The sequence below is a fragment of the Intrasporangium oryzae NRRL B-24470 genome (genome assembly GCF_000576595.1).
Lineage (GTDB): Bacteria > Actinomycetota > Actinomycetes > Actinomycetales > Dermatophilaceae > Intrasporangium_C > Intrasporangium_C oryzae.
Window position 1 is genome coordinate 1 of the sequence record NZ_AWSA01000042.1, and the last position, 24,098, is coordinate 24,098.

A 24,098-nucleotide genomic window follows, 5' to 3' on the forward strand; every position below is an offset into this window, starting at 1 on the left:
GGCAGGGCAGCGCGAGGCGCCCCGGCACGGCGCGAGCCCCCGGCTCGGCGCTGGGCCGGCTCACGACACCCGCGGGATCGATAGTCCGCCGAGCGCCGTCGCCACGGCGAGCTCGGTGTCGCGGGCGTCTGCCGCCGCGACCTCGAGCTCACCCGCGAGGGCCGCGGAAGCGGAGGCGAGCGCATCGACGGCCCAGGCGTGGACGAGGCCGAAGCGCGACAGGGCCCTGGCGAGGTCCTCCGCCTCGACCCCCACGGCGCGCTGCCCGGCACTGACTGCGGTCGCGAGAGCATCCGCGCTGGTGCGCAGGGTGCGGGGGTCGGCCGCCAGCACGAGACGAGCGGACGTCACTCCCTCGTGGTCGACGGAGAAGCGGGCCATGCGCCGACCGTAGGAGGGCGCCGCTCAGGCGCGAGCGGGTTGTCCACAGGGTCGGGAGCGGCCACCCCCGCAGTCCACCGCCGGGCTCACACAGGCAGAAGGGCGCCCCGCTGTGCGGGAGCGCCCTTCTGTGACAGAGGAACCGGTCAGGCCCAGCGCGCCCACACCGTCGTGTCGGTGGGAACCGCGCCCTCGACGAGGGGACCCGACGAGGCGAGCACCTCGGCCCCCTCGGGGAGGGTGACGGCGTCCTCGCCGAGGTTGGCCACGACGAGGAGCCGGTCACGCTGCGGGCCGGCGTTGGTCAGTGCGACGACGTCGGCGCCGTACCCCTCGACGAAGGTCAGCGACCCCGTGCCGAGCGAGAGCTCGCGGCGCAGGCGCAGCAGAGCCCGGTAGAGCTCGAGCGTCGAGCCCTCGACGCCGACCTGCTGGTCGAGGGCGTACTCGCCGTAGACCGCGGGCTGCGGGAGCCAGGCCGCGTCGCCCGGCCCGAAGCCGAGGCTGGGCGCGTCCTTGACCCAGGGGAGTGGGACGCGGCAGCCGTCGCGGCCGATCTCCTCGCCCTGCGTGCGGGCGAACGTCGGGTCCTGGCGGAACTCGGCCGGCATGTCGGTGGAGTCGGGCAGGCCGAGCTCCTCCCCCTGGTAGATGTACGCGCCGCCGGGCAGCGAGAGCATGAGCGTCGTCGCGGCGCGGGCCCGCTTCAGGCCGAGCTCGCGGTCGGGCTGCGGGTCGCCGGCGGAGATGCCGTTCATCCGCTTCGTCCCGGGCGGGAAGCCGAGACGCGAGGCGTGCCGGACCACGTCGTGGTTGGACAGCACCCACGTCGACGGGGCCCCCACGGAGTCGGCGGCCGCGAGGGAGCTGCGGATGACCGCGGTCAGGTGGTCGGCCTCCCAGGCGGAGCCGAGGAAGTCGAAGTTGAAGGCCTGGTGCATCTCGTCGGGCCGGACGTAGCGGACGGCGCGGGACTGCGGCTCCACCCAGGCCTCGGCGCAGAGGATGCGGTCGGGGGCACCGTACGACTCGAGGATCTTGCGCCACGCCCGGTAGACCTCGTGGACGCCGTCCTGGTCCCAGTAGGGCGTGTGGAGCCGGTGGTCGGGCCTGTCGTCGGTCTCGAAGATGTCCTCTCCTGCGTCGCCGAGCATCGTCGTGCGCTCCTCGGCGTCGGGCAGGCCGGCCTCCTTGATGAGGCCGTGCGCCACGTCGACGCGGAAGCCGTCAACGCCCCGGTCGAGCCAGAAGCGCAGGATCGACTCGAACTCGGCGCGGACCCGCGGGTGCTCCCAGTTGAAGTCGGGCTGCTTCGTGTCGAAGATGTGGAGGTACCACTGGCCGGGCGTGCCGTCGGTCTCGACGACGCGGGTCCAGGCCGGACCGCCGAACACGGACTCCCAGTTGTTGGGCGGCAGCTCGCCGTTCTCGCCCTTGCCGTCGCGGAACATGTAGAGGTCGCGCTCCGCGCTCCCGGGGCCTGCCGCGAGGGCCGCCTTGAACCACTCGTGCTCGTCGGAGGAGTGGTTGGGCACCATGTCGACGATGACCTTGAGGCCGAGATCGTGCGCGCGGGCGATGAGGGCGTCGGCGTCGGAGAGGGTCCCGAAGATCGGGTCGACGTCGCGGTAGTCGGCGACGTCGTAGCCGGCGTCGGCCTGCGGCGAGGTGTAGAACGGCGAGAGCCAGATCGCGTCGACGCCGAGGTCGCGCAGGTGCTGGAGTCGGGCCGTGATGCCCGGGAGGTCGCCGATGCCGTCGCCGTTCGAGTCGGAGAACGAGCGCGGGTAGATCTGGTAGATCACCGCGTGGCGCCACCAGGCTGCGTCGGGCCGGTCCGCGTGGTGGACGGGCGCGTCGGCCTCACGGAGGTCGGTCGCCGGGCGGGTCAGGGTGTAGAGGGTCTGCGTCACGAGGGTCCATGGTTCCTCATCCTCGGCAAAACTCAAAGAAATTTGCTGCAAGTTCTTGCAGGACGTGTCGGCACCTGGATTCGTGCCGGGTCGAGCGGCCCGATCCGCCGCTGGGATGTGGTGTTGTCGGTGGCTCCTGGTAGGACGGACCGCATGAAGACCGGCTTCGTCGTGCCCTATGCCAGCGAGCGCGAGTTCGCCGACCTCGCGCGCCTCGGCGAGGAGCGGGGGTGGGACGGCGTCTTCACCTGGGAGGCCCTCTACGGCGTCGACGCGTGGGTCAACCTCGGGGCGGCCGCGATGGTCACCGAGCGGATCCGACTCGGCACCCTCCTCACGCCCGCCGCACGGCATCGGCCTTGGGACCTCGCGTCCAAGGTCGGGTCGGTCGACCGCATCAGCGGCGGCCGAGCCGTCATGTCCGTCGGGCTCGGCGCCCTCCACGAGGGCTGGACCGCTTTCGAGGCCGACGAGGGGCGCGCGGTGCGCGCGAAGAAGCTTGACGAGTCCCTCGCCATCTACGCGGGCCTGCTCACGGGACAGCCCTTCACGTATGCCGGTGAGTACTACAGCGCCCAGCCGACCGACTTCATGCTTCCGCCCGACACGCCGCAGCGGCCGCACCCACCCGTGTGGGTCGTCGCGGCGCCGTCGCCGGGTCGTCACAGGCAGGCATCCCTCGAGCGCGCCGCGAGGTGGCAGGGCGTCATCCCGGCCATCCACTCGCCGGACCCCGACGTCCCCAAGACCGTCGAGGACTTCTCGGCCGTGGTCGGGTCGGTCCGGCGTCTGCGGCAGGAGGCCGGCCTCGCCTGGGAGGGGTACGACGCTGTCATCGAGGCCGACTCGTGGGGTGGCTTCACCCGTCTCGAGCCGGCCGAGCCGGGCGCGTGGGAGCAGGCGGGCGCGACGTGGTGGATCGAGAGCTGGTGGACGGTCGAGCCAGGACCCGAGGGCCTGGCGGAGGTGCGGCGGCGGGTCGAGGCGGGGCCGCCCACCGCCTGAACCACCGGTGGGGCGGGTGTCGAGGGGTCGGACCGTGATGCGGCGACAACGCCGGCGCGCCGCTACCGTCGCCACCATGACGACGTTCGTGACCGCCGCCTTCTGCCTGCTCCGGGACGGCCAGGTGCTCACCGTGCGCAAGGCGGGGTCGGTGCGCTTTCAGCTGCCCGGAGGCAAGATCGACCCCGGGGAGAACGCCGAGCAGGCGGCCGTGCGCGAGGTCCTCGAGGAGGTGGGCGTCGACGTGTCCGGCGCGGCCGCGCGGCTCCTCGGACGGTTCGTCGAGGTGGCCGCCAACGAGCCGGGCGCGATGGTCGACGCGACGATCTTCGTGACCCCGCTTCCGCCCGGCGCCGCTCCGCGGCCGCTTGCCGAGATCGCCGAGCAGCGGTGGCTCGACGTCGCTGGCGAGCTCCCCGACGACCTCGCACCGCTCCTTGCCCTGCACGTCCTCCCGGCTCTGCGCGCCCTTGAGTCGTCCACGGCGTGAGTGGGGCGGAAGGCGCCCGCGCGGATCGCCGCGTCGCGCCGGATCTTCTCCGCCGGGGCGCGGTTGGTGTGGTGGCCGGGCGGTCAGGGCCGGATCTTGTCCGCCGGGGCGCGGTTGGTGTGGTGGCCGGGCGGTCAGGGCCGGATCTTCTTCGCCAGGGCGGGGTTGGTGTGGTGGCTGGGCGCGTCCGGGCGAGCGCGAGGAGACCGCCCGGCGTGCAGGGGGTCAGCCGGGCGGTCTCGTCTCGGGCTCACGGGTGCGGCACACCGCGAGCGGGCTGGGTCAGCGCGGTCCGCCACCCATGCCGATGACGCCCTCCTGGGCGGCCTTCTTGACGGCATCGGCTTCAGCCTGGGTGAGCTTCCCGTCGGTGACGGCCTTCGCGAGCCGGTCGTCGAACGCCTTCTGACGCTCGGCCTCGTGCGCAGCCCGCAGCTCGGTGAGGGCCGTCTGGACCTTCGCCTCGTCAACTCCCAGCGCGGCTGCGAGCTTGGTGGCGAGCTCGGTCTGCATCGCGGCCCTGTCGGCAGCGGTCGGAGGGGTGCCCGGGGTGCCCCGGCCCGCCTGGTGTTCGGCCTTCAGCTGGTCGCGCACCGTCTTCAGGGCGTCCCTGAGCTTCGCCTCGTCGACGCCGAGGTTCGTCGCCAACTGCGTGAGGTCGGCGCCGAGGCCCATTCCTCCCATGCCGTGGCGACCGCCCGGGCCCCAGCCCCGGCCTTCGCCCGGTGCCGTGCTCGTGCCCCCGTCGCCGCTGCTCTGGCTCTGCGTCGTCGGAGTGGGGGTCGTCGAGGTCGCGTCTGCCGCTCGCGCGATGCCGGCCACGCCGAGCCCGATGACCGCAGCGGCGCCCAGAGCGACCGCGCCGACGGCATTCCTGTTCATCGACACCACGTCTTCATCGAGACCACGTCGTGGGTTCCCTTCGCTCGTCGTCGGGCCGTGGCCCGGCGGAGTGCCTTGTCTTCACCATGGAACAGCACGCTGCTGTGGACACACGCGCGCGAGGCTGTGACTTGCTGTGAGACAGGGTCAGAACGTCCCGTCCGGGCCTGCCGTGTTGACGAGCGAGTAGGCGGCGCGGGTGAGGTAGTCGCGCAGCCGGTCGTCCTGCTCCGGCTCGAGTCCAAGGGAGTCGACGGCGTTCATCATGTGCAGGAGCCAGCGGTCGCGCATGTCGGGTGTCACGGCATACGGCATGTGGCGCATCCGCAGGCGCGGGTGGCCGCGCTGCTCGGAGTACGTGGTCGGTCCGCCCCAGTACTGCTCGAGGAACATCCGCAGCCGCTCCTCCGCCGGCCCGAGGTCCTCCTCGGGGTAGAGCGCCCGCAGCTGCTCGTCCGCGGCGACGCCCCGGTAGAACTCGTGGACGAGCTTGGCGAAGGTGTCGTGGCCACCGAAGTCGTCGTAGTAGGTCACCGGCCCAGTCTTCCAGAGGACCTGCCTTGCTCAGACCCGGCCCTCGCCCCCCGGAGGCAGCGAGCCGAAGGCGGCCGGGCTGCGGACACCCTCTCGGTCGAACGCGATCTTGACCCGTTCACGGATCTCCCGCTGCACCGGCGCGTTCTCCTGCACGACTGTCTTCGCGACGACTCGGATCGTGATGGCCCCGCCGGTCATCGACTCCACGCCGACGACCTCCGGCGCCTCGATGAGCTTGTCGTCCCAGGGGGGAGCCTCGGCCATCTCGGCGACGACGTCGCGGATGATGCCTCGCGCGCGCTCCACGTCCTCGTCCCACGCGATCGCGATGTCGACCATGGCGGTCGACCACCCCTGGGAGCGGTTGCCGACACGGAGGATCTCGCCGTTGCGGACGTACCACGTGACGCCGTTGCCGTCGCGCAGCTGGGTGATCCGCAGGGAGATGTCCTCGACGGTCCCGATCGCCTCACCCGTGTCGATGACGTCGCCGACGCCGTACTGGTCCTCGATGATCATGAAGATCCCCGAGATGAAGTCCTTGACGAGGCTCTGGGCGCCGAAGGCGATGGCGATTCCGCCGACACCCGCGGAGGTCAGCAGCGGCGCGAGCGGGATCTCGAGGATCGACAGGATCGTCAGGGCCGCGACACCGAACACGGTGAGCGTGACCGTGCTGCGGAGCAGGGCGCCGAGCGTTCGGGTGCGCTGGACGTGTCGCTCGTTGGCGACACCGACCGCGACGGCGTGCCTGGCCTTCGGCTGCTCGGCCAGACGCGCCTCGTGCCGCGACGTGGCCGTGGACACGACCCGGGTGATGACACGGAGCAGGGCCCAGCGCGCCACGAACGCGAGCAGGATGGTGACGATGATGGCGAGGGGAGTGCCGACCAGCCAGTTCCCGAACTCGGACCAGGTCACCTGCGGCATCGAGAGATCCATGGTCAGACATTGTCGGGGATGGCCGACGTATGCCGCTCACCGCCTCCCGGGCCATGCTCCGTTGGCCGCGGGGTACCCTCACCCCCCTCCCGGCACCGGTCCGGACACGAAGGCACCGGCCACCCGACGGATGAGTCGGGCGGCCGGTGCCTGGGGTGTCCGGTGTCGCGCAGACGCGGGGTGTCAGGCCCGCGCGTCGCGCTCCTGGGCGAGCAGGGCCCGGGCGATCGTGTCGCGGTTCTCGGCGACCGTGCGCACGAGGCCCGCGGCTGCATCGCGGTGCTCGGCCAGCCACGCGTCCGAGGCGTCCTTGAGCTCCTGGCTCGCGAGGCCGAACGGGTAGAACCCGCCGACGACCCGCTCTCCGATGGCGACGCTGCGGTCCGCCCACGCGTCGACGAGCATGGCGTGGTACTTGGCCACGTAGGGCTCGAGGAGCGTGAGGTCGGTGCTGCGGCGGAAGCCGGCGCTGACGGCCTCGACCATCTGGTTGGACAGCGTGTTGGCCTCGACGGCCTTGGCCCACGCGTCGGCCTTGGCCTCGGCGGTCGGCCGGGCCGCGAGCGCCTGGGCGGCGCGCTCCTTGCCCGTGGCGGTCGGGTCGCGGTCGAGCTCGGCCCGGATCTCCGCGTCGTCCGCGGCGCCGATCGCCGCGAGCGCCTGGATGAACGTCCATCGCAGTTCGGTGTCGACGGTGAGGCCGGGCAGGCTCTCCTCGCCCGAGAGGAGGGCGCGGAGCCGTGGCTCCTCGGCCCGGTCGCTCGTGCTCGCGGCCCAGGCCTCGACGAGCTGGAACTGGGCGTCGCTGCCGGCCTCGGCCGCCTCGGCCAGGGACCGGAGCGACGTCGCGAGGAGCGCGGAGGTCTCCGCCCGGTGGCCGGGCGCGGTGTAGAGGCGCGTCGCAGTCGTCATCTGGCTGATGAGGACACGAAGCAGCGTCGAGTCGCGCTCGCCGGGCAGGGACTCGAGGACGAACCGGACGAAGTCGCGGGCCGACATCTCCGCGTCGCGCGTCATGTCCCAGGTGGCCCCGAGGACGAGCGAGCGCGGCAGGGAGTCCTGGAACCCGCGCGGGTGCGAGAGCGCCGTCGCGAGCGACCGCTCGTCGAGGCGGATCTTCGCGTAGGCGAGGTCGTCGTCGTTGAGCAGGAGCAGGTCGGGCTGGGCCACGCCGACGAGCTCCTCGATCGGGGTGCGCTCACCGGCGATGTCGACCTCGTGGTAGCCGATCCGCTCGAGCGCCTCACCCTTGACGGCGTAGAGGCCGACGCCGAGGCGGTGCGGGCGGAGCGTCGGGTGCTCGTCGGACGCCGACTGCGTGATGGCGAACGACGTGTAGGTGCCGTCCGCGCCCACCTCGAACTCCGGCCGGAGGGTGTTGACGCCGGCGGTCTCGAGCCAGAGCTTCGACCAGTCGCCGAGCTGGCGGCCCGAGGCCGACTCGAGCTCTCCGAGCAGGTCCGCGAGGGTCGTGTTGCCCCAGGCGTGCTTGCGGAAGTACTCGCGCAGCGCCACGACGAAGGGCTCGCGGCCGACGTAGGCAACGAGCTGCTTGAGCACCGAGGCGCCCTTGGCGTAGGTGATGCCGTCGAAGTTGACCTCGACGTCCTCGAGGTGTCGCATGTCGGCGGCGATCGGGTGTGTGGAGGAGAGCTGGTCCTGCGTGTAGGCCCACGCCTTCTCGGAGGTGCCGAACGTCGTCCAGGCGCTCTTCCACTCGGTCGCCTCGGCCTGGCACGTGGTCGAGGCCCACTCGGCGAACGACTCGTTGAGCCAGAGGTCGTCCCACCACTTCATCGTCACGAGGTTGCCGAACCACATGTGGGCCAGCTCGTGCAGGATCGTCAGGGCGCGGCGCTCGACCTTTGCCTCGGAGACCTTGGAGCGGAAGACGTAGACCTCGGTGAAGGTCACCGCGCCGGCGTTCTCCATCGCGCCCATGTTGTACTCCGGCGTGAAGATCTGGTCGTACTTCTCGAACGGGTACGGCTGGTCGAACTCGGCCTCGAAGAACGCGAAGCCCTTCTTGGTGCAGTCGAAGATGTTGTCGGCGTCGAGGTACTGCGTCAGCGACTTGCGGCAGAACACCCCGAGCGGGACGACCCCGCCTCGCGTCTCGACCTCGTCGCGGACCTCGTCGTAGGGGCCCGCGATGAGGGCGGTGATGTAGGAGGAGATCCGGCCGGTGGGCTCGAAGGACCACCTCGCCTTCTCCACGCCGTCCGCGACGCCCGCCGGGACCGGTTCGGGCGTGGGGGAGTTGGAGACGACCTTCCAGTGCGCGGGAGCCGTCACCGTGAAGCGGAAGGACGCCTTGAGGTCCGGCTGCTCGAACACGGCATACATGCGCCGGGAGTCGGGGACCTCGAACTGGGTGTAGAGGTAGACCTCGTTGTCGACCGGGTCGACGAAGCGGTGCAGGCCCTCACCGGTGTTGGTGTAGCGGCCCGTCGCGTCGACGGTCAGCTCGTTGTCGGCCGCGAGGCCCGGCAGGGCGATGCGGTGGTCGGCGAAGACGACGGCCGGGTCGAGCTCGACCCCGTTGAGCGTGACGGCCTGCACCGAGTCGGCGATGAGGTCGATGAAGGTGTCGGCGCCCGGCTCGGAGCACGTGAAGCGAACGGTGGTCACCGTCCGGAAGGTCTCCGGGCCCGTCGTGAGGTCGAGTCGGACGTCATAGCTGTCGACGCGCAGGATGCTCGCGCGGGTCGCGGCCTCGTCGCGGGTCAGGTTCTTGCCAGGCACGGATGGGCCTCCTAGATGGCGGTGTGGGGGCTGCGACGCAGCGTCCATCGTGTGGACGGCCCCGTCGCGGGTGACATCCTCGCACGAGCCGCCCCGCCGTCGGCCACCGCGTTTCGGGTCGGCCCAGGGTGGAATGATGGAGTTTGGGCGTCTCGGAGCTGCCCGCTCCTGGCACGACCTGGCACCACCCTCGAGACCCCCATCACGACCCCGACGCAACCAAGGACGGACATGCGCATCCACATCGGCGGCGACCACGCGGCATACGACCTCCAGCAGGCGCTGATCACCCACCTCCGCGAGGCCGGCCACGAGGTCGTCAACCACGGCCCCGTCGACTACGACGCGGAGGACGACTACCCCGTCTTCGTCCTGCGGGCCGCCGAGGCGGTCGCCGGCGACGAGGGCTCCCTCGGTGTGGTCCTCGGGGGGTCCGGCAACGGCGAGCAGATGGCCGCCAACAAGGTCGTCGGGATCCGTGCGGCGCTCGCCTACTCGGCCGAGCTCGCGACCCTCGCGCGGGAGCACAACAACGCCCAGGTCGTCTCCATCGGCGCCCGCTTCACGAGCGAGGACGTGGCCAAGGAGATCGTCGACACGTTCGTCTCGACCGGTTTCTCGGAAGTGGAGCGCCACAGCCGCCGCGTGGGTATGGTGACGGCGTACGAGGCGACGCGGAAGCTGCCGGATCTGCCGCACACGCCGGGCTCGTGATCCGACGGATCCCCGCAGCCCCATCGCCGGCTTCCTCGATCGGCTAAAGGGGGGTAGGAACAGCGCGTGGCCATCATCGAGACCATCGCCGCGCGCCGGTCCCGTGGCGTGGCCGGTCCGATCAGGCGGCTGCGGCTCCTGGCGCCGTCGTTCTCCCGCGCGCCGTGGCTCATCGTCACGGGTTTCCTGCTGCTCGCCGGGCTCGCGAGCCTCGCAATCATCCACTGGCCGCTGCAGGTGCCGTGGGGCGTCTTCACCTTCCTCTGCGTGGCGGCCGGCCTCTTCCTTGAGCCGCGGCCCCTCCTCGTCGTCTTCGTCGGGATGTTCCTCGCGATGTCGTTCCTCGGCGCCTACCTCGGGTCGGCGAAACCGGCGACGATCGGTGCCGAGGCGGTGACCCTGGCGACGATGGGGCTGATGTTCTGGCTCGCCAGCGCCCGGGCGCAGGTCGGGGTCATCGGCGTGAGCGGCGAGTCGATGCTCGTCGACATGCGTGACCGGCTTCGCGCCCAGGGCGAGCTGCCCGAGCTGCCACCCTCGTGGTGCGCCGAGACCGCCCTCGAGTCGGCCTACGGCGACGGTTTCGCCGGCGACTTCGTCGTCGCGAGCCGGTCCACCGACGGGCGCACCCTCGAGGTGGCGATCGTCGACGTCTCCGGGAAGGGGCGCACGGCCGGCACCCGGTCGCTGCTCCTGTCGGGGGCGCTCGGCGGGCTGCTCGGCGAGCTGAGCGAGCACGGGTTCCTCGCCTCCGCCAACAACCACCTCCTGCGGCTGCGCTGGCCGGAGGGTTTCGCGAGCGCCGTCCATGTCGCCATCAACCTCGAGACCGGCGACTTCAGCATCGGCTACGCCGGCCACCCGGCGGCCGCCCAGTTCGCGGCCGGGTCCGGGCGGTGGAAGATGCTCTCCGGCGGCAGGGGCCCCCTGCTCGGCGTCATCGAGAACGCCGAGTTCCCGCGCCAGTACGGCACGATCCGCCGTGGCGACGCGATCGTCCTCTACAGCGACGGGGTCATCGAGGCCCGTGACCGGACGCTCGTCGACGGGATCGACCGGATGCTCGGGCGGGCCGAGTCGTTCGTGACGACCGGCTTCGAGGGCCTGGCCCAGCGACTCTGCGACCATGCCGCCGCCGGCCACGGAGACGACCGGGCCGTCGTCACGATCTGGCGGCGCTGAGCCGACCGGACCGGCGACCGCGCCCGGGTGACCTGCCGGCCCCGCGGCATACGGACAGGTCCTCCGCGCGTCCTGCCCGGTACGACGAGAGGGCGGCGATCGAGGTCACCGCCCTCCGCGTCGACGGGGGATCAGGGGATGTCGTCGTTCTGTCCGTCGAGACCGTCGAGGGCGTCCTTCGCGGCCTGCTGGCCCTGGTCGACCTTGTCGGCGTACTGGCCACCGGTCTTCTCGTCGACCATGTCGCCGGCCTTGTCGATTCCCTCACCGACCTTGTCGCCCTGCGAGTCGATCAAACCGGACACCTTGTTCTTGATGTCGTCGAACATACTCATACGAGTGCCTCTCGGTCTGGGGCGTCGCTGCTGACCCCCGTCTTTCCAATGTAGCCACGGTCGGCGGTCCGCGGCAGGGCAGCTCAGGGCGCCCCGGCGCGCCCCCGACGCGCCCCCCGACGCGCTGCGACGGGGCCCGGTCCCCAGCCTCACTACGATGCGGTCGTGACCGAGGAGACCGAGAACCCCGTCCCCGCTGCCGGTGAGGGCCGCCCCGACGAGAGCGCGCCGGACGGTGCCCGCACGCCCGTCCCACCCGGCCGGACAGCTTCGGCTACACCCATCACGCTGCCCGATGGCCGAGCGCCGAAACGGGTCCGCAGCTTCGTCCGGCGCGGACGACTGTCGGCGCTCACGCTCGAGCGGCTCGAGACGCTCGGGCCCGAGCGGGCGCTTCCCGAGGGGCCCTTCGACCCCGCCGCGGCCTTCGGGCGCCGTGCCCCGCTCGTCCTCGAGATCGGCTGCGGCCACGGCCACGCCGCCATCGCGTATGCCGCTGCCTTTCCCGAGCACGACATCCTCGCCATGGACGTCCACACCCCCGGCCTGGCCCGGATGCTCGCCGAGGCGGAGGCCGCGGGCGTGCCCAACCTGCGCATCGAGCAGGGCGACGCCGTCGTGTTCCTCGAGGAGCGTGTCGCCGACGCGACGTTCGACGCGATCCACCTGTTCTTCCCCGACCCGTGGCGCAAGAAGAAGCACACGAAGCGCCGCTTCGTCAGCCCGACGAACCTCGACCTGCTCGCCCGGGTGCTCCGCCCTGGCGGACATGTGCTCGTCGCGACCGACCAGGACTTCTATGCCGCGCACGTCCTCGGGGAGGTCGCCGCGCATCCGCGGTTCACGGCACGACGGATCGAGCGCCCCTCCTGGCGGCCGGGGGAGGGCTTCGAGGCCAAGGGCATCGCGGCCGGCCGCACGATCAACGAGCTCCGGCTGGACCTGGTCGGCTGAGACTGGGCATCCGATGGCTCGCGCCGAAAGGCCTGAGGCGCCGCGGAGCCCGACATCGTCGACCCAACGGCGCCTCCGGACGACGGTCGGGGCAACAGGATTTGAACCTGCGACCTTCCGCTCCCAAAGCGGACGCGCTACCAAACTGCGCCATGCCCCGTCGTGGACCGGCCCGCTCCGCGCAACTCCTCACGGGTGGAGGCGTTGCGATTTCTGGATCAGCGGGCGCGACCAGTAGGCTAGCGCCTCGGACAGCCGGTCCGGACACGACACCCATCTCGGGGCGTGTCGGCACGGCCGTCCTTGCGGGTGTAGCTCAATGGTAGAGCCCCAGTCTTCCAAACTGGCTACGCGAGTTCGATTCTCGTCACCCGCTCAACCGGCCGCCGCACGCACCAGTGCGGCGGCCTTCGTCGTCCTCCGGGGCGGGTCGAAACCGGCTTGTCCGTCCCGGCCCCTCCGACCTACGTTCGAGGGATGTTCCGACCCGACCTGCAGGACGCCCTGCGCGACCGCGACGCCGTCCTCCGCTCGTTCCTCGACGAGGACGGCAGCCTGCGCAGCATCCCGACCAAGATCCGTAAGCGCCTCGTCGTCCTCGACCACCTCGCGCAGGAGTTCGAGCCCGGCGAGAGGTACGACGAGACCGCGGTCAACAACCGTCTGCGTGCCTTCCACCCCGACATCGCCGCGCCGCGCCGCTACCTCGTCGAGGAGGGGTTCCTCGACCGCGCCGACGGCTTCTACTGGCGCGCCGGCGGGACCGTCGCCTGAGCGAGCGTCGGCGCTACAGCCGGCTCAACGGCATACGCGCGTATGCCGCTGGGCCCGGTCAGCGGAAGCCGAGCGACTCGCTCAGCCAGCTCTCGGCCCCCTCGGCCTCGAGGCCGCGTTCCGTCGCGGCCGCGGTCCGCGCGGAGGGCCAGGCGTGGACGAGGAAGAGGGCGAGCGAGCCCGGCAGGGCGATGAGCAGGGGCAGCCACGAGTGAGGCTCGAAGGCGAAGGAGACGGCGAACGCGACGAGCACCGGAGCCTCCGCGAGCGCCGTCCGGAGCGTCGTCGTCGAGGTGAAGTAGCGCAGGCTCGTCACCTCGGCGTTCTCCCGCGGCAGGCCGGTCGGCAACGCCGGCACGGTGTAGCCGACGAAGGTGATGAGCAGGGCCGAGGCGACGAGCGACAGGACGACGATCCCGGTCGCGATCCATGAGGGAAGGGGCGCGGACGGGTCCACGATGATCCGCACCGCGGTGATCATGAGCGCGCCCATCCCGACGACGATGCTCACCATCTGGATCGGACGCAGGGTGGCGGCGGGGGAGTGGGACGGCTGGCTCGGCGGCTCGCTCATGGCCCGAGCATAGGGTCGGCCGACCGAGCCGAAGGCGCCGCATTTAACCATCTGGGCTGTGCCCGATAGCATGGTGAGTCGGTGCGCCGTGCCCACCGCGCGGCCCGCCCTCTCGCGGGGGCCCGCACGGGGAACGGCGCGAGACGACCACAGCCGGCCGCGGCCCGCGGCCCGACTTCCACACGACCACGTCAAATGGAGTACCCGCAGTGAAGAGTGCGCTCGAGACCCTCAGCCCGACCCGGGTCAAGATGACCGTCGAGGTCCCGTTCGAGGAGCTCAAGCCGAGCCTCGATGCGGCCATCAAGCACATCGGTGAGCACATCCAGGTGCCCGGTTTCCGCAAGGGCAAGATCCCTGCTCGCATCATCGAGCAGCGCGTCGGCCGCGCCGCCGTCCTCGAGGAGGCCGTCAACAACGCCCTCCCGACCTTCTACGGCCAGGCCCTCGAGGAGAACGCCGTCCGTCCCCTCGGCCAGCCCGAGATCACCGACCTCACGGTCCCGGCCGCCGACGGCGAGGACTTCGTCTTCGTCGCCGAGGTCGACAAGCGCCCCGAGATCGAGCTGCCCGACTTCTCCGACATCGAGCTGACGGTCGACGAGGCCAAGGTCGATGACTCCGACGTCGAGGAGCGTCTCGATGCGCTGCGGGCCCGCTTCGGCACCCTCAAGGGCGTCGAGCGCGCGGTCCAGGACGGCGACTTCGTCTCCATCGACCTGTCGGCCGAGATCGACGGCGAGGACATCGACGAGGTCACCGGCGTCTCCTACGAGGTCGGCTCCAAGAACATGCTCGACGGTCTCGACGAGGCCCTCGTCGGCATGACGGCCGGCGAGACCAAGACCTTCGCGGCGCCCCTCGCCGGTGGCGACCGCGAGGGCCAGGAGGCGACCTGCACCGTCACCGTCGGCTCGGTCAAGGAGCGCGAGCTCCCCGAGCTCGACGACGAGTTCGCCCAGCTCGCCTCGGAGTTCGACACGCTCGACGAGCTGAAGGCCGACCTCGTCGCCAAGGCCGAGGTCGACGCCAAGTTCGCCCAGGGCGTCGCCGCCCGCGACAAGCTCCTCGAGGCCCTCCTCGAGCGCGTCGAGGTCGCGATCCCCGAGAGCATCGTCGAGGCCGAGGTCCACTCGCACCTCGAGGGCGAGGGTCGCCTCGAGGACGACGAGCACCGTGCCGAGGTCGACGAGAGCACCCGCAAGGGCCTCAAGACCCAGCTCCTCCTCGACGCGATCGCCGAGAAGGAAGAGGTCCAGGTCCAGCAGCAGGAGCTCATCGAGTTCCTCGTCATGAGCTCGCAGCAGTACGGCATGGACCCGAACTCCTTCGCCCAGACGCTCGACCAGGAGGGCCAGATCCCCGCCATGGTCGCCGAGGTCGCCCGCCGCAATGCGCTCGCGACGGTCCTCGAGAAGGTCTCCGTCAAGGACACGGCCGGCGCGGTCATCGACCTCAACGAGGCCGTCCCGGGCACCGAGGCCGACGAGGACGATGTGGACGCGGCCGAGGGCGACGAGGTCGTCGCCGGCGAGAAGGCCGACGCCTGACCTTCGCCTGAGCGTCGCCAGCCGATGTATGCCGTGTGGCCGGCTCCCGATGGGGAGCCGGCCACACGCGTCTACCCCGGTCGTCCGGACCGCACGTCGGTCGGGCCCCCGTCGCCGGCGTCGGGACGCGTTCGCCGGTCTTGTGCGCTCAGGGCGAACACGGCACGGTTCGGGAAATCCCGCCCCACCCCGGCGCGTTAGGGTCAGTGACGAGCCAGCCGGCTGCCGCACCTCGCGGGGTCGGGACTGGACAACTTCGACGATGGAGACATGGTGAACTCGGACATCTCCGCCAACGGCAACGGCATGCCGGGTGGTCTGGACGACCACATCTACAACCGCTTGCTCAAGGAGCGGATCATCTTCCTCGGCTCGGACGTGCGCGACGACAATGCCAACGCGATCGCCGCCCAGCTGCTGCTGCTGTCGGCCGAGGACCCCGAGAAGGACATCTGGCTCTACATCAACAGCCCCGGTGGCTCGATCTCGGCCGGCATGGCGATCTTCGACACGATGAACTGGATCCCCAATGACGTCGCCACCGTGGCGATGGGCATGGCCGCCTCGATGGGCCAGTTCCTCCTGTCGGCCGGCACGAAGGGCAAGCGCTACGCGACGCCCCACGCCCGCGTCATGATGCACCAGCCCTCGGGCGGCATCGGCGGAACGGCGACCGACATCAAGATCCAGGCCGAGCAGATGCTCTACGTCAAGAAGCAGATGGCCGAGCTCATCGCCCAGCACACCGGCCAGACCGTCGAGCAGATCACGAAGGACTCCGACCGCGACCGCTGGTTCAGCGCCGAGGAGGCCAAGGAGTACGGCTTCGTCGACCACGTCTTCACCAGCTCCGACCAGGCGACCGACGGCACCGGTGTCGGTCAGGCCGACGCGAAGACCGACGAGACCAACTGAGCCCGGCCAAGGACACGGAGAGAGACATGATGATCACCCCCACCAACCGCCTCGCGGTGCCGGGCCCGTCGAGCCGCTACATCCTGCCGCAGTTCGAGGAGCGGACCTCCTACGGCATGAAGCGGTCCGACCCCTACAACAAGCTGTTCGAGGACCGCATCATCTTCCTCGGCGTGCAGGTCGACGACGCGTCGGCTGACGACATCATCGCCCAGCTGCTCGTGCTCGAGTCGCTCGACCCCGACCGCGACATCCTGATGTACATCAACAGCCCGGGTGGCTCGTTCACCGCCATGACGGCGATCTACGACACGATGCAGTTCGTCCGGCCCGACATCCAGACGTTCGTCATCGGCCAGGCCGCCTCGGCCGCTGCGGTGCTCCTCGGCGCCGGTGCCCAGGGCAAGCGGTTCGCCCTGCCCAACGCCCGGATCCTCATCCACCAGCCGGCGCTCTCGGGCGGTGACTACGGCCAGGCGTCCGACATCGAGATCCAGGCCAACGAGGTGCTCCGCATGCGCACCTGGCTCGAGGACACGCTCGCCAAGCACACCGGCCGCACGTCCTCGACGGTCCGCGACGACATCGAGCGCGACAAGATCCTCTCGTCCGAGGACGCCAAGGAGTACGGCCTCATCGACGAGGTCCTCGCCTCGCGCAAGGCCTCGCTCGAGGTCTGACCCGGCTTCCACGACCCAGCTCGAATGGTCGTATGCCGCTGGGCCCGGTCCGGACGGACCGGGCCCAGCGGCATACTGCTTGGATGGGGTGACAGAGGTCCGGTTCTCGGACGACGTCGAGGAGGTAGTCATGGGTGGTGCTCCTTTCGAGGCCGCGGTCGAGTCGGTCAAGGGCCTGACGCAGGACCCTGGCAACGACGTGAAGCTGCGGCTCTACGCGCTCTACAAGCAGGCGACCGAGGGCGACGTGCAGGGCAGCCGTCCCGGTTTCACCAACCCGGTCGGCCGGGCCAAGTACGACGCCTGGAAGAAGCTCGCCGGGACGACCTCCGAGGCCGCCGAGGCGCAGTACGTCGCCATCGTCGAGGACCTGACGACCCCTTGACGAGCCTCTGACGTCCGGCGACTCCTTCACGATTCTGGCCGGCAGCCGGCCGACGCGTCGGGGGAAGTGACACCGGCGTCGTTTGTCAGCCATGAGCGGACAAGCGGCGTTGCGCGAGCGGAGGGGGCGCGGGTCGTCGTCTAATAGGACGAGCCCCACTACGGCGGGCCGACCGTGCGCATCCGCGTGCGGAGTCGTCGACGGACCAGGAGCTTTCAGGTGGCACGCATCGGAGAAGGCGGAGACCTCCTCAAGTGCTCGTTCTGCGGAAAGAGCCAGAAGCAGGTCAAGAAGCTGATCGCCGGCCCGGGCGTGTACATCTGCGACGAGTGCATCGACCTCTGCAACGAGATCATCGAGGAGGAGCTCGCCGAGAGCAGCGAGCTGGGCCTCGACCACCTGCCCAAACCGCGCGAGATCTTCGACTTCCTCGAGAACTACGTCGTCGGCCAGGACACCGCCAAGAAGTCGCTCGCCGTGGCCGTCTACAACCACTACAAACGGATCCAGGCGGGGGAGGGCCGGGCGCGCGACGACGACCACGTCGACATCGCCAAGTCCAACATCCTGCTCATCGGTCCGACGGGCTCCGGCAAGACCTACCTGGCCCAGACGCTCGCCAAGATGCTCAACGTCCCCTTCGCCATCGCCGACGCGACGGCCCTGACCGAGGCCGGCTACGTCGGCGAGGACGTCGAGAACATCCTCCTCAAGCTCATCCAGGCCGCCGACTACGACGTCAAGAAGGCCGAGACCGGGATCATCTACATCGACGAGGTCGACAAGATCGCCCGCAAGAGCGAGAACCCGTCCATCACGCGTGACGTCTCCGGCGAGGGTGTCCAGCAGGCGCTGCTCAAGATCCTCGAGGGGACGACCGCATCGGTCCCGCCGCAGGGCGGCCGCAAGCACCCACACCAGGAGTTCATCCAGATCGACACGACGAACGTCCTGTTCATCGTCGGAGGCGCCTTCGCCGGGCTCGAGAAGATCATCGAGTCCCGGTCCGGCCGCAAGGGCCTGGGCTTCGGGCAGCCGCTGCACAGCCCCAAGGACCTCAGCGACAGCTTCTCGGACGTCATGCCGGAGGACCTGCTCAAGTTCGGGCTCATCCCCGAGTTCATCGGTCGCCTGCCCGTCCTGACCACGCTCAGCCCGCTCGACCGGCAGGCACTGGTCAACATCCTCACCGTGCCCCGCAACGCGCTCGTCAAGCAGTACCAGAAGATGTTCGAGATCGACGGTGTCGAGCTCGAGTTCACCGACGACGCCATCGACGCCGTCGCCGACCAGGCCCTCCTTCGCGGCACCGGCGCCCGCGGCCTGCGAGCGATCATGGAGGAGGTCCTCCTGCCCGTCATGTTCGACGTGCCGAGCGACGAGCAGATCGCCCGCGTCGTCGTGACCCGGGAGGTCGTCCTCGACAACGTCGTGCCGACGATCGTGCGCCGTGAGGCCGAGCCGCGGGCCAAGCGTCCCCGCAAGGAGTCCGCCTGACGGTCGGTTGCCGATCGGAGACTGAGCCGTGGTCGTGCCGTTCCGCCTGCACGCGGGCGAACCCGCGCCCGTCCAGCAGTCGAGCACGACCTGTGGCTCGGCCTCGCTGACGGTCGCGCGCATGCTCGTCGATCCCGAGTTCGCCCAGTGGGTCCGCGAGGGCGTGGGGCCGAGCGTGCCGGGGGTGGCCGCGCACGCCACCGATCCCGTCGCCGCCCGGTTCGCCGCCTATGAGCAGATTGTGGCCGGGCGGACCAACGCGCTCCTCGGGGTCGGTGGGCGGCTCCAGCTGCCCTGGCCGCGCGCCCTCGGCACGCCGCCGTGGGGCGCCCGCAACGAGCTCGAGCACGGCGCGGCCGACCCCGGTGCCCGGTACAGCATCAGCTGGACGCGCTTTCGCGGTCCGAGGCAGCGCGCCACGGCGTATAGAGTGCTCCGGGAGCGCGTGAGCCACGGTCGCCCCGCGCTGCTCTATATCGGGAATGGCAGGTTGCCTCGTCATGTGGTTCTCGTGGTCTCGAGGGATGCCACGGCCCTGCACGTGTACGAGCCGGCGACCGGGCAGGTGCTCCCGATGACGGAGGACCGGTTCGCCGGTCAACGCGTCGGCCTGGCCGGATGGAACGTCCCATGGGCCGTCGTCTGGGCGACATGAGGACTCGAGGAGACTGGGTGAAGTACAGGCAAGAGGCGCTCTCGCACGCCCCGGCCCGGATCGACGCACGGCGGGGGCTGCGCTGGACGCGCCTGTGGCCAGGCGTCGTCGTGCTGGCCGTGACCGTGTGGATCACGGTCATGGCGGGCGTACCCGCCGCCGCCGTCGGCGTGTACCTCCTCGCCTTCGTGTGGTCGGTGATGGTCCCCGGGATGCTCGTGCACCGAGCCCTGCGTGGCCGACCGAGCTCGCTCGTGGCCGACCTGGCCCTGGGCGGCGCCACGGGCCTCGTTCTCCAGCTCATCGCCTGGGCGACCTTCACGGCGTTCCACGTCGCTGCCTGGCTCGTGCTCTGGCCGCTCGCCGTCGTCATCCCCTTCGTCGCCCTTCCCGGGTTGCGTCACCACTGGCGGTTGACGACCTACCCCTCCACCGTGCCTCCGGTCGCGGCCTGGCTCGGCGTGCTCGCGTACCTGCTGCCTCTCTCCGGCATCGCAGGCGAGATCTTCGCCACCGAGGCCCTCCCGCAGGGTGCGAGTACCTGGTACCCCGACGACCTCTGGCACCTTGCCCTCAGCGCTGAGCTGATGCGCAGCGTTCCTCCCGACATCCCCCAGATCGCGGGCCGGACCTTCTTCTACCACTGGTTCAGCAACGCACACATCGCAGCCATGACGTGGACGACGGGTCTCGATCTGCCCATGGTCCTCGCGCGCCTCTGGATGCCGGCGATCGTCGCCCTGTCCGTCGGGATGATGTTCGCCATCGGTGAGCAGCTGACGCGGCGCGCCTGGCCCGGAGCGGTCGCTGCGCTGCTCATGGCCGGCTCGGCTGCGGTGCTCCCGTCGTGGTTCGGCCTGTACGGCTTCTCGGCCTTCGGGTTCCACAGCCCGTCCCAGGTGTTCTCCATCCCGATCATCGGCCTCGCGCTGCACGTCCTGATCCAGAGCCTGCGCGACCAGCGGTTCGGGCGCGGCGCCTGGGCCGTGCTGGCGCTCGCGCTCGTGGGTTCGTCCGGCGCGAAGAGCTCGGTCCTGCCCGTGCTGGTCTGCGGCATCGTCCTCACGCTCGCCGTGGCCGTTCTCGTCCAGCGGCGGATGGTGCGACGGCTGGTCGGAATCCTTGCGCTGTCGATGACGGTTCTCGTGTCGACGAGCATCCTGACCGCCGCGGCGGGCGCGGGCGTGACCCTTCAGCTGTTCTCGACCGTGCGGGCCTCCCGGCCGTGGGCGTTGATGATGGACACGACCTCACCGTTCTCCAAGGCGCCGGTGCTGCCCGGCCTCGACAGGGCGGGCGCTGTCGTGCTCCTGGCTCTCATCCTCATCTCCTGGGCGGTCGGCTACGCCTGGGTCCTTCCGGGGCTGCGAGCCCTGGGCAGGCGGGATCTCAGCGGGTGGCTCCTGCTCGGGGTGGGTCTGGGCGGCTGGGCCGCCATGATGGTGCTCAGCCAGGACGGGCTGTCCCAGGTGTACTTCATGTCCGGCGCCGTGGTCGCCCTGTACGCGCTCGCCGGCTGGGGCCTGGCCCTCGCGTGGGACAGGGCCAGGGCTCGAGCAGGGTCGCGGCCCGCGCTCCTCGCCGCGGCCATCGGCGCCGGCCTCGCTGTGCCGCTCGTCCTGCTCGCGCGACGGCTGAGCGGACCCGTGCCGGCGCCGGCCGGACTGAACTCCTCCCTCGCCCGCGCGCTGCTCGTGCCGGCCGTCGTGGTCGTCATCGCCGTGGCCGCTGCCCTTCTCGGGCGTCGACGCCGGTATGCCGCAGCCGCAGCCCTGGTCTTCCTCGCCGTCAGCACCGGCGTCATCACCGCATCGCTGCTGCCGCGCGCCGTGCCCGGGTCGGGCGAGAGGCTGCCGGCCGGCTCCAGCGCCTTCCTCATCGGTGCCGGCCTGCTCGTGGTCCTGTGCGCTGTCGTGGTGGCAGTGCGCCCACGTCTCGCACGAGGCGTCTCGCGCCGGGTTCTCAGTGTCGGGGCCTCGTTGGTGCTCGGTCTGACGAGCCTGGCGCTCGTCCTCGACACGAGCTCCAACCTCGATGCGCGCCTGGCTGCGGTGCCTGCGGTGACGTCGGCAACGGTCAGCGCGGAGGAGGCCAGCGCAGCAAGGTGGCTCGAGGGCAACTCGGAGCCTGACGACGTGGTCGCCACGAACGTCCACTGCCGGCAGAAGAAGACGGTGCCCCTGTGTGACTCGCGGGCCTACTGGGTGACCGCGTTCACCCAGCGTCGAGCGCTGGTCGAGAGCTGGGCCTACACCGCGGCGGCACATGAGGCCCATGGGGTCGGTGGCCGGCCCTACTCGAGGCAGCCCTTCGACGACCCCCGGCTCTTCGCGCTCAACGAGGCCGCCTTCAGCGAGCCCTCGGCGGCCACGCTGGCCGCACTGCGGGACCGGGGAGTCCGGTGGCTCTTTGCGGACACGGCGGCCGGACCGGTCTCCCCGAGGCTGGACAGCCTTGCCGACCTCGTCCACGAGTCCGGAACGGTGAGGATCTTCCGTCTTCGCTGAGGACCGACGGCCGGTGGCCCCGACGAGCGTCGGGGCCACCGGCCGTCGCCGTCAGCGCCGATCAGGGACGGCGCATCGCGTGCACGGTCGTCACCGCGCCGAAGGGCCGGAAGCCCGCGCGGGCCCACGCGCGCTGGACTCGCAGGTTGTGTGCCTGGGTCGAGATGATCACCCGCCCGCACCCGCGGGCGCGCGCCTGGTCACCCACCCCGGCGAGCAGATGGTGGTACCAGCCCTGACCCTGGACGGCACCGGTCAGCCCCGCGAGCAGGATCTCCAGGTCGTCCCCGTCGTTGCCCACGGTGAGGGTCGCCACGCCGACCGGCTCATCCTCGTGCATGAGCAGGACGACGTCCTCGGGGTCGTGCGCAAGGGACCTGCTGGCCCAGTCGAGGTACCCGTCGAGCGCCAGCTGTCGGTCCAGCCGCGGATTCGCCGTGTAGTGGTTGCCGTAGTCCCGGAACGAGTCCCGGACAACGTGCTCGAGGGCGCGCCTGGTGGCCGGGTCGGCCCCGGTCGGGACGGCCGTCCGGAGGCCTCGCTCGGCGAGGGCGACGTCGTCGGGCTGGAGCCGGGATGCGGGCACCTCCCAGTACATGAGGACGTCCGCCGGGATGATCGAGCGCTGGCTGGCTGCCGCCGCCGCGCCCAGGGCGACCATGTGGGTGGGCCACCGGACGATGAGCAGCTCTTCGGTCGCCGTGTCGAGAAGCCCGACGAGCTCCTGCGCGGCGGTCGACTCGATGGCGTCCTGCCCCACGACGACGCGGCCGATCGAGAGACCGAACCGGTCGCCCTCGAGCGGACTGGCGAAGTGCGTGACGGTGGTTCCCTGGAGGGCGTCCCAGCTCATCCGGCGCGGTACTCGGTGATGGCGCCGATGACTCGGTCGGTGTCGGCGTCGGTCATCCCGGCGTGCAGGGGCAGCCGGACCAACCGCATCGACCGGTCGGCTGTGACGGGGCACGGGTTGGGGGTGCGTCCCAGCTTCCGGCCGGCGGGGGAGGAGTCCAGGGGCTGGTAGTGGAAGGTCGCGACGATGTCCTGCTCCTTCAGGTGCGAGATGAGGCCGGTCTGGTCCTCGTGGGTGGGCATCATCAGGAAGTAGAGGTGAGCGGGATGCTCGCAACCCTCGGGCACCGTCATCAGCTCGACGCCGTTGTCGGAGGCCCACGCGCCGAGCTGCTTGTCGTAGCCGTTCCAGACCGCGTGACGTCTGGTCTGGATGTCGTCGAAGCGTTCGAACTGGGCGAGCAGGAGCGCCGCGAGCAGGTCACTGGGAAGGTAGGAGGAGCCCTGGTCGACCCAGGTGTACTTGTCGACCTGGCCTCGGAGGAACCTCGACCGGTTGGTCCCCTTCTCGCGGAGGATCTCGGCACGCTCGGCGAACCGCTCGTCGTTGATCAGGATCGCTCCGCCCTCGCCGCTCGTGACGTTCTTGGTGTCGTGCCAGCTCTGCGTGCCGAACGTCCCGAAGGTTCCGAGGTGCTGCCCGTTGAAGTAGGCGCCCAGCGAGTGCGCGTTGTCCTCCACGATGGCGAGCCCGTGCTGGTCGGCGACCGCCTGGAGCGCCGGGAGGTCACACGCGACCCCGCCGTAGTGGACGATGTAGATCGCCTTGGTCCGGTCGGTGATCGCCGCCGCTGCGCTGACGGGGTCGATGTTCATGGTGGTGGGGTCGACGTCGACGAACACGGGAACGGCTCCACGGATGGCGATGGCGGTCGCGGTGGAGGAGAAGGTGAACGAGGGACAGATGACCTCGTCGCCGGGTGCGAGCTCGAGCAGCATCCCGGCCAGCTCGAGCGCGTGAGTGCATGACGTGGTGAGGAGCGCGTCCCGAGCTCCGGTCCGTTCGACCAACCAGCGTGTCGCCCGCTCGGTGAAGGGGCCGTCCCCGTGCCAGATGGCTGAGCTCAGGGCCTCTTCGACGTACGCCTGTTCGTTGCCTGCGCGAAAGGGTTGGGAGAACATGATGCGATCCATCCGGTTAGCATCCCATGAGGCGCATGGCTACCCTGTCACGGTGCCCCCTCTCCCTCACACCGTCCGGTCTCTCTGGGCCCGCCACGAGATCCGGTACCTCGTCGTAGCCGGGTGCACGTCCCTCGGGTATCTCGGCCTCGTCACGCTGGGCCTTGCCCTGGGGTGGTACTACATGGTGGCGATCCTCGTTGCGCAGGCGATCACCATCGCCGCGGCCTTCCCTGCCTACCGAGTTCTCGTCTTCGAGTCTCGGGGGCGCGTGTGGGGGGATTTCGTCCGGTTCCTGTCCGTCTGGTCCTCCGGAGCGATCGCCGGCTTGGTGGCGACGCCGTTCCTCGTCGAGGTCTTCGGGATGCACCCGCTGGTGGCCCAGGTCATCGCCATCGTCGTCATCGCCGTTGCCTCCTACCTCGGCCACCGGTTCTTCTCGTTCCGCGAGCGTCACCCCTCGGCGGATGCCGACCAGCCCGGCGCTGCGGTCCGGGAGAGGTGATC

The 24,098-nt window shown here is 70.6% G+C and carries 24 protein-coding genes and 2 tRNA genes; 15 read left to right on the forward strand and 11 right to left on the reverse strand.

Annotated features, from left to right (window positions below; translation table 11 throughout):
- Positions 1-60: 60 nt before the first annotated feature.
- Both N865_RS16450 and N865_RS16455 read right to left on the reverse strand, forming a co-directional pair.
- Positions 61-381 (reverse strand): hypothetical protein, encoded by a 321-nt coding sequence (locus N865_RS16450; RefSeq protein WP_034808287.1) that lies wholly within the window; start codon positions 379-381, stop codon positions 61-63.
- 146 nt (positions 382-527) lie between these two features.
- Positions 528-2,294 (reverse strand): glycoside hydrolase family 13 protein, encoded by a 1,767-nt coding sequence (locus N865_RS16455; protein WP_051510787.1) that lies wholly within the window; start codon positions 2,292-2,294, stop codon positions 528-530.
- 153 nt (positions 2,295-2,447) lie between these two features.
- On the opposite strand from N865_RS16455, the gene N865_RS16460 reads away from it, so the two are divergent.
- On the forward strand, positions 2,448-3,299 hold the full coding sequence (locus tag N865_RS16460) for an LLM class flavin-dependent oxidoreductase (protein WP_034808289.1): 852 nt from the start codon (positions 2,448-2,450) through the stop codon (positions 3,297-3,299).
- A 76-nt stretch (positions 3,300-3,375) separates the two neighbouring features.
- Positions 3,376-3,789 carry an NUDIX hydrolase gene (locus N865_RS16465; RefSeq protein ID WP_051510789.1) on the forward strand — a complete coding sequence of 138 codons (414 nt, stop codon included), beginning with the start codon at positions 3,376-3,378 and terminating at the stop codon, positions 3,787-3,789.
- 282 nt (positions 3,790-4,071) lie between these two features.
- Here the strand turns inward: N865_RS16465 and N865_RS16470 are convergent, their stop codons facing one another.
- From N865_RS16470 to pepN, 4 genes are all read right to left on the reverse strand, one after another.
- Complete coding sequence (locus tag N865_RS16470) at positions 4,072-4,671, reverse strand: Clp protease N-terminal domain-containing protein (protein WP_034808349.1); 600 nt, start codon at positions 4,669-4,671, stop codon at positions 4,072-4,074.
- A 147-nt stretch (positions 4,672-4,818) separates the two neighbouring features.
- Positions 4,819-5,205: a globin gene (locus N865_RS16475; protein ID WP_034808291.1), complete on the reverse strand. Its 387-nt coding sequence runs from the start codon at positions 5,203-5,205 to the stop codon at positions 4,819-4,821.
- 30 nt (positions 5,206-5,235) lie between these two features.
- A complete protein-coding gene (locus tag N865_RS16480; RefSeq protein ID WP_245603807.1) occupies positions 5,236-6,138 on the reverse strand; it encodes a mechanosensitive ion channel family protein in 903 nt (300 codons plus the stop codon).
- Positions 6,139-6,333: 195 nt separating this feature from the next.
- The gene (pepN, locus tag N865_RS16485; RefSeq protein WP_034808296.1) at positions 6,334-8,895 is read right to left on the reverse strand and encodes an aminopeptidase N; all 2,562 of its coding nucleotides are present in this window, start codon (positions 8,893-8,895) and stop codon (positions 6,334-6,336) included.
- A gap of 231 nt (positions 8,896-9,126) precedes the next feature.
- On the opposite strand from pepN, the gene N865_RS16490 reads away from it, so the two are divergent.
- Together N865_RS16490 and N865_RS16495 are read left to right on the forward strand one after the other, a co-directional pair.
- Positions 9,127-9,609 carry a ribose-5-phosphate isomerase gene (locus tag N865_RS16490; protein WP_034808299.1) on the forward strand — a complete coding sequence of 161 codons (483 nt, stop codon included), beginning with the start codon at positions 9,127-9,129 and terminating at the stop codon, positions 9,607-9,609.
- Positions 9,610-9,675: 66 nt separating this feature from the next.
- Positions 9,676-10,791 carry a PP2C family protein-serine/threonine phosphatase gene (locus N865_RS16495; protein WP_034808301.1) on the forward strand — a complete coding sequence of 372 codons (1,116 nt, stop codon included), beginning with the start codon at positions 9,676-9,678 and terminating at the stop codon, positions 10,789-10,791.
- Between the two features lie 131 nt (positions 10,792-10,922).
- Here the strand turns inward: N865_RS16495 and N865_RS16500 are convergent, their stop codons facing one another.
- The gene (locus N865_RS16500) at positions 10,923-11,126 is read right to left on the reverse strand and encodes an antitoxin (protein WP_034808303.1); all 204 of its coding nucleotides are present in this window, start codon (positions 11,124-11,126) and stop codon (positions 10,923-10,925) included.
- Between the two features lie 165 nt (positions 11,127-11,291).
- Between N865_RS16500 and trmB the strand changes: the two genes are divergently transcribed.
- A complete protein-coding gene (gene trmB / locus N865_RS16505) occupies positions 11,292-12,080 on the forward strand; it encodes a tRNA (guanosine(46)-N7)-methyltransferase TrmB (protein ID WP_245603808.1) in 789 nt (262 codons plus the stop codon).
- Positions 12,081-12,166: 86 nt separating this feature from the next.
- On the opposite strand, the gene N865_RS16510 is transcribed toward trmB, so the two are convergent.
- Positions 12,167-12,240: transfer RNA gene (locus tag N865_RS16510), tRNA-Pro, on the reverse strand.
- Positions 12,241-12,385: 145 nt separating this feature from the next.
- On the opposite strand from N865_RS16510, the gene N865_RS16515 reads away from it, so the two are divergent.
- Together N865_RS16515 and N865_RS16520 are read left to right on the forward strand one after the other, a co-directional pair.
- A tRNA-Gly gene (locus N865_RS16515) sits at positions 12,386-12,456 on the forward strand.
- 101 nt (positions 12,457-12,557) lie between these two features.
- On the forward strand, positions 12,558-12,854 hold the full coding sequence (locus N865_RS16520; protein ID WP_034808306.1) for a DUF2087 domain-containing protein: 297 nt from the start codon (positions 12,558-12,560) through the stop codon (positions 12,852-12,854).
- Positions 12,855-12,912: 58 nt separating this feature from the next.
- Here the strand turns inward: N865_RS16520 and N865_RS16525 are convergent, their stop codons facing one another.
- Positions 12,913-13,428, reverse strand: a complete 516-nt coding sequence (locus N865_RS16525; protein WP_034808309.1) for a hypothetical protein — start codon at positions 13,426-13,428, stop codon at positions 12,913-12,915.
- 209 nt (positions 13,429-13,637) lie between these two features.
- Here N865_RS16525 and tig point away from each other — a divergent pair, with 209 nt between their 5' ends.
- From tig to N865_RS16560, 7 genes are all read left to right on the forward strand, one after another.
- Positions 13,638-14,978 (forward strand): trigger factor, encoded by a 1,341-nt coding sequence (tig, locus tag N865_RS16530; RefSeq protein ID WP_034808313.1) that lies wholly within the window; start codon positions 13,638-13,640, stop codon positions 14,976-14,978.
- 270 nt (positions 14,979-15,248) lie between these two features.
- A complete protein-coding gene (locus tag N865_RS16535; protein WP_034808316.1) occupies positions 15,249-15,893 on the forward strand; it encodes an ATP-dependent Clp protease proteolytic subunit in 645 nt (214 codons plus the stop codon).
- Between the two features lie 26 nt (positions 15,894-15,919).
- A complete protein-coding gene (locus N865_RS16540) occupies positions 15,920-16,573 on the forward strand; it encodes an ATP-dependent Clp protease proteolytic subunit (protein ID WP_034808318.1) in 654 nt (217 codons plus the stop codon).
- Between the two features lie 130 nt (positions 16,574-16,703).
- Positions 16,704-16,958: an acyl-CoA-binding protein gene (locus N865_RS16545; RefSeq protein ID WP_034808357.1), complete on the forward strand. Its 255-nt coding sequence runs from the start codon at positions 16,704-16,706 to the stop codon at positions 16,956-16,958.
- Positions 16,959-17,177: 219 nt separating this feature from the next.
- On the forward strand, positions 17,178-18,455 hold the full coding sequence (gene clpX, locus N865_RS16550) for an ATP-dependent Clp protease ATP-binding subunit ClpX (protein WP_034808319.1): 1,278 nt from the start codon (positions 17,178-17,180) through the stop codon (positions 18,453-18,455).
- Between the two features lie 28 nt (positions 18,456-18,483).
- On the forward strand, positions 18,484-19,110 hold the full coding sequence (locus N865_RS16555; protein ID WP_034808320.1) for a hypothetical protein: 627 nt from the start codon (positions 18,484-18,486) through the stop codon (positions 19,108-19,110).
- 17 nt (positions 19,111-19,127) lie between these two features.
- Positions 19,128-21,617 (forward strand): hypothetical protein, encoded by a 2,490-nt coding sequence (locus N865_RS16560; RefSeq protein ID WP_034808322.1) that lies wholly within the window; start codon positions 19,128-19,130, stop codon positions 21,615-21,617.
- Positions 21,618-21,678: 61 nt separating this feature from the next.
- Here the strand turns inward: N865_RS16560 and N865_RS21915 are convergent, their stop codons facing one another.
- The gene (locus N865_RS21915) at positions 21,679-22,470 is read right to left on the reverse strand and encodes a GNAT family N-acetyltransferase (protein ID WP_051510791.1); all 792 of its coding nucleotides are present in this window, start codon (positions 22,468-22,470) and stop codon (positions 21,679-21,681) included.
- Positions 22,467-23,591 (reverse strand): dTDP-4-amino-4,6-dideoxygalactose transaminase, encoded by a 1,125-nt coding sequence (rffA, locus tag N865_RS16570; protein WP_245603809.1) that lies wholly within the window; start codon positions 23,589-23,591, stop codon positions 22,467-22,469. Before rffA ends, N865_RS21915 begins: the two co-directional genes overlap by 4 nt.
- A 52-nt stretch (positions 23,592-23,643) precedes the next feature.
- On the opposite strand from rffA, the gene N865_RS21920 reads away from it, so the two are divergent.
- Positions 23,644-24,096, forward strand: coding sequence for a GtrA family protein (locus tag N865_RS21920; protein WP_051510793.1), 453 nt, complete (start codon positions 23,644-23,646; stop codon positions 24,094-24,096).
- Positions 24,097-24,098 lie beyond the last annotated feature (2 nt).

Bases quoted from the DNA above. Each gene is read 5' to 3' on its own strand.
- N865_RS16450 (WP_034808287.1), bottom strand. From the start codon at position 381: ATGGCCCGCTTCTCCGTCGACCACGAGGGAGTGACGTCCGCTCGTCTC.
- N865_RS16460 (WP_034808289.1), top strand. From the start codon at position 2,448: ATGAAGACCGGCTTCGTCGTGCCCTATGCCAGCGAGCGCGAGTTCGCC.
- N865_RS16465 (WP_051510789.1), top strand. From the start codon at position 3,376: ATGACGACGTTCGTGACCGCCGCCTTCTGCCTGCTCCGGGACGGCCAG.
- N865_RS16470 (WP_034808349.1), bottom strand. From the start codon at position 4,671: ATGAACAGGAATGCCGTCGGCGCGGTCGCTCTGGGCGCCGCTGCGGTC.
- N865_RS16480 (WP_245603807.1), bottom strand. From the start codon at position 6,138: ATGCCGCAGGTGACCTGGTCCGAGTTCGGGAACTGGCTGGTCGGCACT.
- N865_RS16490 (WP_034808299.1), top strand. From the start codon at position 9,127: ATGCGCATCCACATCGGCGGCGACCACGCGGCATACGACCTCCAGCAG.
- N865_RS16500 (WP_034808303.1), bottom strand. From the start codon at position 11,126: ATGAGTATGTTCGACGACATCAAGAACAAGGTGTCCGGTTTGATCGAC.
- N865_RS16520 (WP_034808306.1), top strand. From the start codon at position 12,558: ATGTTCCGACCCGACCTGCAGGACGCCCTGCGCGACCGCGACGCCGTC.
- N865_RS16525 (WP_034808309.1), bottom strand. From the start codon at position 13,428: ATGAGCGAGCCGCCGAGCCAGCCGTCCCACTCCCCCGCCGCCACCCTG.
- N865_RS16535 (WP_034808316.1), top strand. From the start codon at position 15,249: ATGGTGAACTCGGACATCTCCGCCAACGGCAACGGCATGCCGGGTGGT.
- N865_RS16540 (WP_034808318.1), top strand. From the start codon at position 15,920: ATGATGATCACCCCCACCAACCGCCTCGCGGTGCCGGGCCCGTCGAGC.
- N865_RS16545 (WP_034808357.1), top strand. From the start codon at position 16,704: ATGGGTGGTGCTCCTTTCGAGGCCGCGGTCGAGTCGGTCAAGGGCCTG.
- N865_RS21915 (WP_051510791.1), bottom strand. From the start codon at position 22,470: ATGAGCTGGGACGCCCTCCAGGGAACCACCGTCACGCACTTCGCCAGT.
- rffA (WP_245603809.1), bottom strand. From the start codon at position 23,591: ATGTTCTCCCAACCCTTTCGCGCAGGCAACGAACAGGCGTACGTCGAA.